Origin of the sequence: Pararobbsia silviterrae, from assembly GCF_003628125.1 — a bacterium.
GTDB lineage: Bacteria > Pseudomonadota > Gammaproteobacteria > Burkholderiales > Burkholderiaceae > Pararobbsia > Pararobbsia silviterrae.
Genome location: NZ_RBZU01000002.1, coordinates 263,687 through 277,199, shown reverse-complemented (window position 1 = coordinate 277,199; position 13,513 = coordinate 263,687). Strand labels below are relative to the sequence as shown.

10 protein-coding genes are annotated in these 13,513 nt (G+C 64.8%); 6 read left to right on the top strand and 4 right to left on the bottom strand.

Annotation, left to right across the window (positions count from 1 at the left end):
• The first annotated feature begins 19 nt into the window (after positions 1-19).
• Genes tldD through D7S86_RS06580 form a run of 3 tightly spaced genes read left to right on the top strand, consistent with a single transcriptional unit; the run spans position 20 to position 4,714 of the window.
• Positions 20-1,558: a metalloprotease TldD gene (gene tldD / locus D7S86_RS06590; RefSeq protein ID WP_121084759.1), complete on the top strand. Its 1,539-nt coding sequence runs from the start codon at positions 20-22 to the stop codon at positions 1,556-1,558.
• Positions 1,555-3,291 (top strand): ABC transporter ATP-binding protein/permease, encoded by a 1,737-nt coding sequence (locus D7S86_RS06585; protein WP_158601876.1) that lies wholly within the window; start codon positions 1,555-1,557, stop codon positions 3,289-3,291. The genes tldD and D7S86_RS06585 overlap by 4 nt, the downstream gene beginning before the upstream one ends.
• A 55-nt stretch (positions 3,292-3,346) precedes the next feature.
• On the top strand, positions 3,347-4,714 hold the full coding sequence (locus D7S86_RS06580) for a metallopeptidase TldD-related protein (RefSeq protein ID WP_121084755.1): 1,368 nt from the start codon (positions 3,347-3,349) through the stop codon (positions 4,712-4,714).
• 51 nt (positions 4,715-4,765) lie between these two features.
• Here the strand turns inward: D7S86_RS06580 and D7S86_RS06575 are convergent, their stop codons facing one another.
• Both D7S86_RS06575 and D7S86_RS06570 read right to left on the bottom strand, forming a co-directional pair.
• Complete coding sequence (locus D7S86_RS06575) at positions 4,766-5,605, bottom strand: IclR family transcriptional regulator (RefSeq protein ID WP_121084753.1); 840 nt, start codon at positions 5,603-5,605, stop codon at positions 4,766-4,768.
• A 44-nt stretch (positions 5,606-5,649) separates the two neighbouring features.
• On the bottom strand, positions 5,650-7,422 hold the full coding sequence (locus D7S86_RS06570; protein ID WP_121084751.1) for an FAD-dependent oxidoreductase: 1,773 nt from the start codon (positions 7,420-7,422) through the stop codon (positions 5,650-5,652).
• A gap of 373 nt (positions 7,423-7,795) precedes the next feature.
• Between D7S86_RS06570 and D7S86_RS06565 the strand changes: the two genes are divergently transcribed.
• Positions 7,796-8,974 (top strand): MFS transporter, encoded by a 1,179-nt coding sequence (locus D7S86_RS06565; protein ID WP_121085250.1) that lies wholly within the window; start codon positions 7,796-7,798, stop codon positions 8,972-8,974.
• 89 nt (positions 8,975-9,063) lie between these two features.
• Here D7S86_RS06565 and D7S86_RS06560 read toward each other — a convergent pair whose 3' ends face one another.
• Positions 9,064-9,870: an IclR family transcriptional regulator gene (locus tag D7S86_RS06560; protein ID WP_158601875.1), complete on the bottom strand. Its 807-nt coding sequence runs from the start codon at positions 9,868-9,870 to the stop codon at positions 9,064-9,066.
• A gap of 121 nt (positions 9,871-9,991) precedes the next feature.
• Here D7S86_RS06560 and D7S86_RS06555 point away from each other — a divergent pair, with 121 nt between their 5' ends.
• Positions 9,992-10,807: an IclR family transcriptional regulator gene (locus tag D7S86_RS06555; protein WP_121084746.1), complete on the top strand. Its 816-nt coding sequence runs from the start codon at positions 9,992-9,994 to the stop codon at positions 10,805-10,807.
• Between the two features lie 564 nt (positions 10,808-11,371).
• Positions 11,372-12,328 carry an MBL fold metallo-hydrolase gene (locus tag D7S86_RS06550; RefSeq protein ID WP_121084741.1) on the top strand — a complete coding sequence of 319 codons (957 nt, stop codon included), beginning with the start codon at positions 11,372-11,374 and terminating at the stop codon, positions 12,326-12,328.
• Positions 12,329-12,346: 18 nt separating this feature from the next.
• Here the strand turns inward: D7S86_RS06550 and D7S86_RS06545 are convergent, their stop codons facing one another.
• Positions 12,347-13,456 (bottom strand): MBL fold metallo-hydrolase, encoded by a 1,110-nt coding sequence (locus D7S86_RS06545; protein ID WP_121084739.1) that lies wholly within the window; start codon positions 13,454-13,456, stop codon positions 12,347-12,349.
• Positions 13,457-13,513: the final 57 nt, after the last annotated feature.

Below are 13,513 nucleotides of genomic sequence, written 5' to 3'. Positions count from 1 at the left end.
CCCCATCGAGCCTCCTCTCATGACTATCGATGAACCTTCGATCGCGTGCCCCGTCGGCTGCGACGAGACCGCGGATCGCGTCGCGCCGACCGGCGTCGACAATTTGACGCTCGCCAAAGCCGCGCTTCTGGAACCCTATGGACTGGACGAAGGCGTCCTGCAAAACACACTCGGCGACATGTACGCGACGCGTATCGACGACGCCGACCTGTTTTTCGAACTCACGCACACCGAGAGCTGGATGCTCGAAGACGGCATCGTGAAAGCCGGCAGTCGTTCGATCGACCGGGGCGTCGGCGTTCGCGCGATGGCGGGCGAACGTACCGCGCTCGCGCATTCGGCCCACCTGTCCGCTTCGGCATTGCGGCGCGCCGCGCACACGGTCCGCGAAATCGGTCGCGGGGCGACGTCCGGCGGGACCGACATCGTGATCCCGCTCGATCTGTCGCACGGCTTCAAGCGGTCGGCAACGCATGCGCTCTATACGCAGACCGACCCGCTTGCGTCGCTCGAAGCGGACGAAAAGACGGCCCGCCTGCATCAGATCGAAGCGCTCGCGCGAAGTCGCGACGCGCGCGTCAAGAAAGTGACCGCGCGGCTCTCGAGCCAACACCAGATCGTGCTCATCGCGCGCGCCGACGGAACGCTCGCGGCCGACGTGCGCCCGCTCGTTCACCTGAGCATCCAGATCCTCGTCGAACACCGTGGCCGTCGTGAAATGGGCGCATCGAGCGGCGGCGGCCGCTACGACGGCCGGCGATTCGATACCGCCTTCATTGCCAGGCATGTCGACGCGGCGCTGCATCGCGCATTCGTCAATCTCGAAGCGCAATCCGCCCCCGCCGGCACGATGAGCGTGGTTCTCGGACCCGGCTGGCCGGGCGTCATGCTTCACGAGGCGATCGGCCACGGTCTCGAAGGCGATGCGATCCGCAAGCGGACCTCGGTGTTTTCAGGCCGTCTCGGCGAACGCGTCGCGGCGCCCGGCGTCACGATCGTCGACGACGGCACGCTCCGCGCGCGGCGCGGCTCCTTGAATATCGACGACGAAGGCCATCCGACGCAATGCACGACGCTGATCGAGGACGGCATTCTGCGAGGCTATCTGCACGACACCTTGAATGCGCGGCTCATGGGCGTTCCCACCACCGGCAACGGTCGACGTCAATCGTATGCATCATTGCCGCTGCCGCGCATGACCAACACCTATATGCGCAACGGCGACAAAGATCCAAGGGAGATCATCGAATCCGTCAAAAGCGGGATCTATGCCGTGAACTTCGGCGGCGGTCAGGTCGATATCGTGACCGGGAAATTCGTGTTCGGCGCGACCGAGGCGTATCGCATCGAGAACGGCCGGCTGACCCATCCGATCAAGGGCGCGACCCTCATCGGCAGCGGTCCCGAATCGCTTCAATACGTGAGCCTGATCGGCAACGACATGCGGCTCGACGACGGCGGCGCGACCTGCGGCAAGAACGGGCAATCGGTTCCGGTCGGCGTGGGCCAGCCGACGCTGCGCATCGACGAGATGACGGTCGGAGGGACGGTATCGTGAACGTTCATCTCGACGATTGCCGAATCGATCTCCGTTTCGCGCGCCGCGCATGGGGGTTTATCCAACCCTATTGGTTACGGCGCGCGCACTGGCTCTCGTGGCTGGGGCTGCTCGCGTTCCTCGCCTACACCGTGTTCGAAGTCGGGCTCGGCGCCAAACTGTCGATCCTCACGAAGGACATGACCAACGCGCTCGTCGCGAAGCGCGCGCCGTCGTACTGGCACGGGTTTATCTGGATCTCGTTGATCGTGCTCGTGGTCGGCGACGGCATCGGCAAGCAAGGCATCGTCTCCCGGCTGTCGAACTGGCTGCTCGAATCGATCGTGATCCATTGGCGGCAGTGGGCGACGCGCGAGATGCTCGGTCGATATCTGTCTCATCACGTCTATTTCCGAATCGAGCAGGACAACGACGTCGACAACATCGACCAGCGCATTCAGCAGGAGGTCGAACCCGTATGCAAGATCGCGCTCAATATCGTGCAGATCGCCATCTATTGCATTGCGAGCTTCGGCGTGCAGGGCTGGATTCTGAGGAGCATCTCGCCGACCTTGTTCTATGCGGTACTCGCTTACGCGGCGCTTTTCTTGACCGTGACGTGGTGGCTCTACGGACGGCTGATTCGCTATCAATATCGATTGACCGTCTCGGAAGCTGACTTTCGCTACGGCATCCTCCATGTACGCACCCACACCGAGACCATCGCGCTCTATCGCGGCGAGCAGACGGAAAACGCGAGCGTGTTGCGCCGGCTACGCCGCGTCGTCGAGATCGCCTACGCGAACTTGCGATACTCGACGGGCATGGGCGTCATCGAGTCGGTGCTCAATGTCGCCTGGTCGCTCGTGCCGGTCCTGGTACTCGCGCCGCTCTATTTCGACGGACGCATTTCGTTCGGCGTGATCACGCAGGGCACCGCGTCGGCCGTGCTGCTGCTCGGCGCGATTCAGCGGTTTCAGATACTGATCTCGATGTCGGCGAGCGCCGCGCCTCATGTCGTGCGTATCGCGCAATTTCGCGAGAAGGTCGACGCGCTGGCGAACGAGGAACGCGATAGCCGCGCCACGATCCGCTTCATCGAAGGCCCGCGCATCCGTCTCGACGACGTGACACTGCGCACGCCGGGTTTCGAGCGGACGCTCGTGCGCAATCTGAGCGTCGATATCGATGCGGGCGAGAGCCTATTGATCGTGGGCCGCACGGGCGTAGGCAAAAGTTCGCTGATCCGAGGGATGGCCGGGCTCTGGCATAGCGGCTCGGGCTCGATCACGATGCCGCCCGAGGGTACCGTGCTGTTTCTTCCGCAGCGGCCCTATATGGTGCTCGGCACCTTGCGCGAGCAGATGCGCTATCCGTCCGACGACAAGCACGCGTCGGACAGCGACCTGCAACGGCGCCTGGAGCAAGTCAATCTGCCGGATCTCGCGCGGCATCACGGCGGTTTCGACACCGTCGTCGACTGGTCCCGCGTCCTGTCGCTCGGCGAGCAGCAACGCATCGGATTCGCGCGCGCCCTCGCGTCGGACGCGAAGTACGTGTTCCTCGACGAAGCGACGAGCGCCGTCGATCTCACGACCGAAGCGATGCTCTATCGCGCACTGCTTGGCGCGGGCATCGCGTGTGTGAGCATCGGCCATCGCAGTTCGCTGCTGACCTATCACCGTCGCGTACTCGAACTCCTGCCTGAAGGCGCTTGGCGTCTGATGACGAGCGACGAGGCACGTGCCGCTTGATCCGACGTTCACCGTTGAGCGCCCCCATTCATCCTCCTCGAACGCAAAGACGAATATGGATTTCGACACGCCGCCGTCCGACACGCTTTCGTATTCGCTCGACGCGTTGCGGCAATTCGCGACCGAAGCGCTGACCTACGGCAAATCGATCGGCGCCGGCGCGATGAGCGTCGAAGCGTCCGGCAGCCAGGGGCGCGGCCTATCGGTGCGACTCGGCGCGCTCGATACGATCAAGCTGAGCCACGACCAGCGGCTCGACGTGACCGTGTACGACGGCAAGCGGCGCGGCAAGGCGAGCACTGCGGACTTTTCGAGCGACGCGATTCGCAGCACGGTCACGGCGGCGCGCGAGATCGCTCGCCATGCGGGCGCCGATCCTTTCGCGGGCTTGCCCGACGAGGTAGAACTCGAAACCTCGCCACGCGATCTCGGACTTTTCCATGCGTGGGACATCCCGGTCGCCGATGCGATCGCGCTCGCCGTGCGCGCCGAAAACGCGGCGTTCGATGCCGACGCGCGCGTCAGCCAAAGTTCGGGCGCGTCGCTGCGTTCGCTGCATCGGCAACGCGTGCTCGGCATGTCGAACGGCTTCCTCGCGGGCTTCCAAAACTCGTCGCATTCGCTCGACTGCGCGCCGATCGCCGGCGTCGGCGACGACCGGCATATGAGCACGTGGCGTTCGCACCAGGTCGACTCGCGCGATCTCGATACGCCCGAAGCCATTGGCAAACGCGCCGGAATGCGCGCCGCGGCACAGGTGGGCGCGCGCAAACTCAAGACCTGCCGCGTGCCGGTCCTGTTCGAATCCACCCAGGCCGTGGGTCTGCTCGGCGCTTTTGCCGCGGCGATCAACGGCACGGCCCTGCTTCGACGCTCATCGTTTCTCGGCCAAAGCTTCGGCACGCCGGTATTCGCCGATCACGTGTTTATCGTCGACGACCCTTTCATCGTCGGAGGACTCGGCAGTTCGCCGTTCGATGCCGAAGGCGTGCGCGTGGCGCGCCGTCATGTCGTCGAGCACGGCATCGTCGAAGGGTATCTGCTCTCGTCGTACTCGGCGCGCGCACTGGGCCTGCGCACGACGGGCAATGCGGGCGGCCCGCACAATCTGACGGTGTGCAGCACGCGCACGACGGCGGAGGACGACTTGACCTGCATGCTCGAGCGACTGGGCACAGGCCTATTTGTGACCCATCTGCTCGGGAAAGGCGTCAATCCGCTGACCGGCGACTATTCGCGCGGGGCCGCCGGCTTCTGGGTCGAGAACGGGACGATCCGATATCCGGTTCACGAGATCACGATCGCGGGCACGCTGCAAGGGATCTTCCGCGACATCGTCGCGATCGGCAACGACGTGCATATCGAGGGCGGCTTGCGGAGCGGTTCGATTCTGACCGGCGCCATGACGGTTGCGGGTCGATGACGGGATAGCATCACGCGTGCGATCGCGGTCTTCACCGACGCGCGACCCGCGCTAAAACACGACCGCCCTGTCCTCCGGACTTCCGGCCGGCCGACGCTCGACCGCCGCGTGCGACGCATCCTGCAGCGCGCGCAGCGCATGCGCGGGCGCGCCGTCGAACGCGATATCGATTTCTCCGGTTCGACCGAACATCGTGATGCCGACCGCAAGCTGGCCCTCGCCGTCGAAGATCGGCGCGCTCATGCTGTCGACGCCGGGAATCGGCAGGCCTTGCGTGCGCGCGAGACCCTGCGTGCGGATGTCCGCGCACATCGCATCGAATTCGTCCGACAGCTTGCGACGCGCGGCGCCCCCGTGCCGATCGATCTCGACATCGAGAAACGGCGCCACGCGTTCGCGCGGCAGATACGCCGCGAATAGCCGCCCCGTGCTCGATTGCGTCAGCGACATGACCGAGCCGACGTGCAGCCCCGTATGCACATACGTGTCCGCGCTCAGATATTTGACGAGCGTCGGTCCGCGATCGGCCCATAACGAGACAAAGACGCCGAACCGCGTCGTGGCGGCCAGCGCGGTCGCACGGTCGCAGGCCAGCCGGATCATCGGATGCAGCGCGATCGCGTGCAAGCCGAGCGACAGCAGCAACGGTCCCGGTTCGAGACGGTGCGTGACCGTGTCGCGCCGCACGAGACCCGTACGCGTCAGGCTCACGACATACGTGAACACCTGATTCAAGGGCAGGCGCGCGGCCTCGCTGAGCTCGGCCATCGAGACCGGCCGCCCGGCATCCGCGAGATGGCGCAGCAGTTCGCCGCCGACCTCCATCGCACGAATACCTCTTTGCTTGCCCGACGTCATGGCCGAAGCCGCGACGGACGCTGGCCGCACCATGCATCCCCCCTCGTTCAGGATCGCCCCGCGACGACACGCATCGACTAGACGTTCGCCCCATTCGCAACGGCCAGCCGCGCGCGCGGCGCGGCATCGTTCGCGAGCGCGCCGGGCTGCTCGCCCGCGCGCACGATCGCATTGCCCGCGATATAGCCGAACGTGAGCGCCGGCCCCAAGGTGATGCCCGCGCCCGGATAGTTGCCGCCCATGATGCTGCATGCATCGTTGCCGACCGCATAGAGACCGCCGATCGCCGCGCCGTCCCCGTTCAACACGCGGCACGACGCATCGGTCTTGAGCCCCGCGAACGTGCCGATATCGCCGATGCGGATCTTGATCGCGAAGAACGGGCCCTGCTCGATCGGCGCGATACACGGGTTCGGCGAATGCAGCGCGTCGCCCTGATAGCGGTTATAAGCCTTGCTGCCCTTGCCGAAGACAGGGTCGCGTCCAAGCCGTGCTTCGTCGTTGTAGGCGCGCACCGTCTGCGCAAGCGCCGCGGCCGGGATGCCGATCTTCGCGGCGAGCGCATCGATCGTCGAAGCGCGCGTCAGATAACCGATCTTGAGATAACGCCCGATCGGCATCGGAAACGGCGCGACGCTGCCGAGCCCATACGTGCGCAGCGTCTTCTTGTCGCAGATCAGATGCGCGGAAATCTCCTCGCCGGGCTTGCATGCCTTGACGAGCGCCTGCACGAAGTCGTGATACGAACTGCCTTCGTTCGTGAAGCGGCGGCCGTCCTTGAGCACCGAGATCACGCCCGGTTTCGCGCGATCGATGAAGTGCGGCATGATGCCCATCGTGCCGTCCTTGCGCGTCAGCGTCGAAACCGGCACCCACGCGGCCGCGTTCGGCAGCGTCGTGCTGACCTGCCCGCCGACGCGCTCGGCCATCCGCAGACCGTCGCCCGTATTGCCCGTCGGCGACGGCGAGAAGTGCTCGACGCCGTTCGGCGCATGGGGGAACAGCTGCTTGCGCCGTTCGATGTCGTACGGAAAACCGCCGCTCGCGAGGACCACCGCGCGACGCGCGACGACCTGAATCCGCGTGCCTTCGCGATCGAGCAGCGCGCCCGTCACGCGCGCGCCGTCGGACGTCAGGCTCAGCGCCTTCGTGTTGAGCCACAGCGGTACATCGAGATCGATCAGCGATTTCGCAAGACGGCCGGCCAATGCGTTGCCGTTCGTCAGCGTCATGCCGCGTCCGTGCTTGACGACGTCCATGAAGTGGCGCGAGAGCCGCTTCGTCACATACCAGGCGGACTTCAACGACTTCGTCACGCGCATGAAGTGAACGATTTCCTTGCCCGAGCCGAGCATCATGCCGAACACCGTGAGTTCGGGCAGCGCCGGCGCAAGCGTCTTGATCGCGCTGCCGAGCTCGCGCCCGTCGAACGGACGCGTGACCATCGAACGGCCGCCCTGCGTGCCGCCGGGCGCTTCGGCGTGATAGTCGGGAAACACGAGCGGCATATCAAAGCGCACCGATGTCTTCGACGTGAAGAAGTCGACGGCCTCGGGCCCATGCTTGATGAAGGCGTCGACACGCGGACCGTCGAAGCTCGCACCGGCTTCGTGCTGCAGATACGTGCGCGCCGCGCCTTCGGGCTCCTCGATGCCCTGCACCTTCGCGAGCGCGGTATTCGGAATCCAGAGCCAGCCGCCCGAACGCGCCGTCGATCCGCCAAAGCGCGGCTCCTTCTCGATCACGAGCACCTTGAGGCCCTGCGATGCCGCGGTAATCGCGGCGGACATCCCCGAACATCCGGAGCCCACCACCAGGACGTCGCAAAGGTATTCGCTGTCGTGCTTCATCACGTCTCTCCGAGTACGGCGACGCGTGCGTGCCGCGTCCCCATGAAGTCATCCTGCCCCTGCAGGGTCATGTTCGAATCATACTCATTGAATTATACCTATGCACTTCTATTTGCATACGTACAATCCCTGACGAACACGAAAAACGGGGAAGGATGAGGTAACCGCGCTGCGAAACATCGAAATGACGCGAATCGCGAGTATCGTGGGCCACCTCGCACAATTACTCATGTACAAAGTACTTTGTTTTCATGCAATCTCGCATTCATACCGCGACGCTGCGCGATGCCCGTGCGTCGCGCACGGGATCGGCCGTCGCGATGCGATGCGCACGGCGCCCACGCATCATCCGACGCGCACACGAACACTTGAGATGACACGTACCGAATCACGCAAGATCCTCTGGCTGTTGAGCACATGCTGTTTGATGAGCATGGCGTCGATGCGCGTCTGCGATTCGCTGCTGACGTCATTGCAGGCGACGTTCGCGATTCCGATCGGGCGCGCCGCACAGACGATTTCCGCGTTCGCGCTCGCGTACGGGGCGACGCAACTCTTCGTCGGTCCGCTCGGCGACCGCTTCGGCAAGATGCGTGTCGTCGGCTATGCGACCGCGCTCTGCACGATCGGACAGATCGCCGCGGCGCTCGCGCAGACGAGCGGCCAACTGATCGCGGCGCGCGTGCTCTCGGGCGCGGCCGCAGCGGGCATCGTGCCGCTCACGATGGCGTGGATCGGCGATGCCGTGCCCTATGCACGCCGTCAGGAAGTGCTCGCGCAACTGCTCGGCGCCACCGTGTTCGGCATGATCGCGGGACAGTGGTTCGGGGCGGTCATTGCCGACGCCTTGCATTGGCGCGTCGCCTTCGCGCTGCTTGCCGCGATCTCGCTGATCGCGGGATGGCTCGTGCTGCGCGAGCCCGAACACGATGCGCATCGCGACGTGAACAGCGACGCGCACTTCGTCCGGCGCGCGCGCGCCGTGCTCTCGATCGCATGGGCGCGCACCGTGTTGTGCGTCACGTTCGTCGAAGGCGCCTTCGCGTACAGCGCGCTCGCTTTCGTACCGAGCTATTTGCATCGGACATTCGGGATCGCGATCACGCACGCGGGAGCGATCGCCGCGCTCTACGGCGTCGGCGGCCTGGTCTACAGCCGATGCACGAAGCGCCTGGTCGCGCGGCTCGGCGAAATCCATCTCGCGCGGCTCGGGGGACTCTGCCTCGCGCTCGCGTATGGCGGCCTGGCCTGGATTCCGCGAGGGGGATATGCGTGGCCCGCGTGCTTGCTCGCGGGATTCGGCTTCTATGCGCTGCACAACACGCTGCAGACCCATGCGACGCAGATGGCGCCGCAAGCGAGAGGCACGGCCGTCTCGCTGTTTTCATGCTTTTTGTTCTTCGGGCAGTCGATCGGCATCGCCGCGGCAGCCGCGTTCATCGGACGCTATTCGGCGCCGCCGGTTTTCATGGTGTGCGGCCTCGGCCTGTTCGTGCTGTCGATCGTGTTCTCGGGGTTGATCGCGGGTCACGCGAAGCGCGTCGCATCGTGAAGCGCCAGTCGTTCATGCCGCGTTGCTTCGGCGCTTGCGCTTGTCCTTGCGCTCGCGTATTTCAGACCGGCATCGATGCGCGCTCAAGCTCACGCCGCGTTTTGCGCGGTCAGTCTCTTCGTCGTATCGAGCAGATCCGTCGCGAGCGGCCCGCGCCATGCGAAATCGAACGTGCCTTCGACGCCGAACACGGTGATCACGAGCGCGATCGCGCCGCTCTTGTCGAAGACGGGCGCGCTCATGCTGTTGATCCCGGGAATCGGCAAGCCCTCGCCTCGCGCGATGCCGCGCTTGCGGATATCGGCGAGGATCTCGTCGAACGCCTTCATCGACATCCGGTCGCCGTCGGGGCGCTGCATCCCCATATCGACGCGTATGAGCGTGGACATGTTCGGCAGGTCCTTGAACGCCGCAAAGACACGGCCCGTCGTCGAATGCACGAGCGACATGACAGTACCGATATGCACGCCCGCATGCAGCATCGCGGCCGGCGAATGGCTTTGCAGAATCGTCGGGCCGCGCTCGCCCCAGGCCGCGAGCAGCACGCTCTGACCGACGCGATCGGCGAGATCGACGGCGGGCTGCATCGCATGGCGGACCGCGGGCACCATCTTGAGCGCATGCAGGCCGAGGCGAAGCGCAAGCGGTCCCGGTTCGAAGCGCGCGGTCACGGGGTCGCGCTTGACGAGGCCGGTCCGCACGAGGCTCACCATATAGGTGAACACCTGGTTCGTCGGAATGCCGCTGCGGGCGCTGAGGTCGGCGAGCGTCATCGGCTCGGCGGCGTCCGCGAGATATTCGAGGAAGCGGCCGCCCGACTCCATGCTCTGGATGCCGCGCTGCGTCTTGCGCGCGCCGGACGAGGCGTCGTGTTCCGCGCCCTGTTCTTTTGCCAACTGCTTCGTTACCATGCAATCCTCTGCCGCACGAATAGGGATGTGACCTCCGGATTTTACCGGCATCCGGATGGCCGACGCGGCCGGCGCCGTCACGCTTCACCCTTGCGCACACACACCTATGGACACCGAAAGCACTGAGAAGGCACAACGGGGCATTCAATCCGTCGAAGTCGGCAGCGAGATCCTGCTGGCGCTCACGTATTCCGACGCGCCGATGGCGCTCAAGGAAATCGCGGCCGTCACGGGCATGCCGCCCGCGAAACTGTTCCCGTATCTCGTCAGCCTCATCAAGCTCGAGCTCGTGCAGCGCGTCGAGCCGTCGGGCGACTATGCGCCGGGCGCGCTCGCCTTGCGGCTCGGACTCTATGGACTGCAGCGCCTGAATCCGCTGCGCGAAGCGGAAGCCGACGTGCTCGCGCTCGCCTCGAAGACCGGACAAAGCGTGTTTCTGACGACCTGGGGACCGAATGGTCCGGTCGTCGTGCGTCAGGAAGATCCGTCGTACCCGCTGCATCTGACGTTGCGCGTCGGCACGATCATGTCGCTCGTCAACACGGCGACGGGGCGGCTGTTCGGCGCCTATATGCCGGAGCCGCTCGTACGCAAGGCGCTCGAAGACGAACATATCCGGCTGAGCGGCGCGACCGAACTCAGAGCGGCCGACAAGGCGCAGTTGTTCAGGGACTACGAGCAGATCCGCGCCGAAGGCATGACGCGCACCGACGGCAATCCGCTGCCCGGCGTCAATGCGATCGCCGCGCCCGTATTCATGTTCAACGGCGCGATCGCGCTCGCGATCACGCTCGTCGGACCGTCCGGCACATTCGATACGCGCGCGGACGCGGATCTCGCGGTCACGCTGCGTCAGACGGCGAAGGACCTGTCGTTCCGACTCGGCTATGCGTTACCGCATGCGGGCGCGAACCGGATCTGAGGCGGTACGAACGGCTTGAGGACATGCTGTGCGCCCCCGAGCGCGGCCGCCATTCGACGGATCTGATTTTGGATCGATGACGTCGTGCCCATATTTGAACGACAACGTCTTGGCGCCATCGCTTGGCGCTGTCCCTTGACGTCTTACATCGGTGCATTCGCTTAGCGTGTCGCGCTTAGCGCTGCGCTCTCAAGGCCGCTTTCTTTGGGCCTGGCTCTTAGCGCCACGCTCTTAGCGACGCTCGCTTCGTACTTCCCGCTTAGCACCGTCTTCTTAGCGCCCTCTTCTTAGCGACGCCCTCTGGATGCGACGACTTCATCGCGTCGCATCACACGAACCACCCGATTCGTTCGACACCCGCGATGCGCGCGCACGCCTCGATTCGCACCATCCCTCTCGTCGCGCGCGGTGCGATGCGTCTTCGCGGACTTCACACGCTCGGCACGCCCTACGGGATATTATCTATACGAGATTGCATTCTCCTATATATAATTCACCGAAACAGGGCGATTGCCTCGGCGCTCGCCGTTTCCCCACTGATAGTCACGAGATCGAGGTTTGGCCATGGCGTCCGAAAAGAAATTCGCATCGCAAGCAGACACGCAGGAAAAGAAGGTCACGTTTGAACGGCTGTCGGAACACGCCTACGCGTACACGGCCGAAGGCGACCCGAACACGGGCATCATCATCGGCGACGACGCCGTGCTCGTCGCCGATACGCAAGCCACGCCCGTGATGGCGCAGGACGTGATCCGCCGGATTCGCGAAGTCACCGACAAGCCCATCAAGTACGTGTTGCTCACGCACTATCACGCGGTCCGCGTGCTCGGCGCATCGGCCTACAAGGCCGAACAGATCATCGCGAGCCAGGACACGTACGACCTGATCGTCGAGCGCGGCGAACACGATATGAAAAGTGAGATCGAGCGCTTTCCGCGCTTGTTCAACGCCGTCGAATCGGTGCCGGGACTCACGTGGCCCACGTTGACGTTCAAAAAGGAAATGACGCTCTGGCTCGGCAAGCTCGAAGTCAAGATCCTGCAACTCGGCCGCGGCCATACGAAGGGCGACACCGTCGTCTGGCTCCCGCAAGACAAGGTGCTGCTGTCGGGCGATCTCGTCGAATACGGCGCGACGCCGTATGCGGGCGATGCCTATTTCCAGGACTGGCCGGCCACGCTCGATGCGATCGCGGCGCTCAAGCCCGAGAAACTCGTGCCCGGACGCGGTGCCGCGCTCAAGACGCCGCAGGAAGTCGCCGACGGCCTCGCCGGCACGCGCGCATTCGTCAGCGAGCTTTATGCGAAGGTCAAAAGCGGGGCGAGCGCGGGCAAGGATCTCAACGCGATCTACAAGGACACGTATGCGGCCCTGAAGCCGAAATTCGGCGAATGGGTGATCTTCGACCACTGCATGCCGTTCGACGTCACGCGCGCGCACGATGAAGCGACCGCGCATCCGGACCCGCGGATCTGGACCGCGCAACGCGACAAGGAAATGTGGGAGACGCTCGAAGGCTGAAGCGCGCCCATCGACCGCTTAACCGCGATCGCAGATCAAACGCCGCTTCGCCGCATCGGAGTCGGCGGCACGCTCCGCGACGTCGCGCCACCATCGCTCGCCGCGATGCGGCGCGCCGAGATCGAGCCGCTCGCCCATGCGCGGCGTCGACAACGACACGCCGCGCGCGAGCGCGATACCCGTCACGCGCTCGAACGGGTCCTGCCAGCGGTGCATCGCGAGATCGAACGTGCCGTTATGAATCGGCACGAGCCAGCGCCCCTTGAGGTCGATATGCGCCTGCACGGTCTCGTCGGGCTGCATATGAACATAGGGCCATTGCGCATCGTATGCGCCGGTCTCGACGAAGGTCACGTCGAACGGCCCGAGCCGTTCGCCGACCTCGCGGAAGCCGTCGAAGTACCCCGAATCGCCGCTGAAAAACACGCGCAGATCGCCGTCGTCGATGACCCACGACGCCCATAAGGTCCGGTTGCCGTCGAACAGGCTGCGCCCCGAAAAGTGCTGCGCGGGCGTCGCGGTCAACGTCACGCCGTCGATCTCGACGCCGCTCCACCAGTCGTATTGCCGCACCTTCGCGGCATCGATGCCCCACTCGATCAGCCGATCGCCGACCCCGAGCGTCGTCACGAAGCATGCGGTCTTCTCGGCCAGCGCCAGCACGGTCTCGCGATCGAGGTGATCGTAATGATCGTGCGAAAGGATCACGGCGCGCAGCGGCGGCAGCGCATCGAGCGCGATCGGCGGCGCGTGGAATCGCTTGGGGCCCAGATTGCGAAACGGCGAAGCGCGTTCGCCGAACACGGGGTCCGTCAACCAGAACTGTCCGCGCAACTTGAACAGCAGCGTCGAGTGCCCGAGCCGATACAGGCTGCGATCGGGCGCGCCGGCGAGCTGCTCGCGCGTCAGCGCGTCGACGGGCAAGGCCTGCGCAGGCACGGTCCCGCTCGGCTTCCTGAACAACAGATTCCACGCGATCCGCAAGGTCTTGCCGAACCCTTCGACAGGCCGCGGCTTGACGTTGCGAAAGCGTTCGCCGTCGTGCTGCGCCGAGCCCGAGATCAAACGCGAGCGCGCCACGGCGTTCAAGCCCAGCGTGCGGCGAAGCGAAGCGGAAAGCGAACTCATACGACCACCCTGGTTCAAAAAGTATACCGGGCAGTGTAATTCAATCGCTAAAAAAGT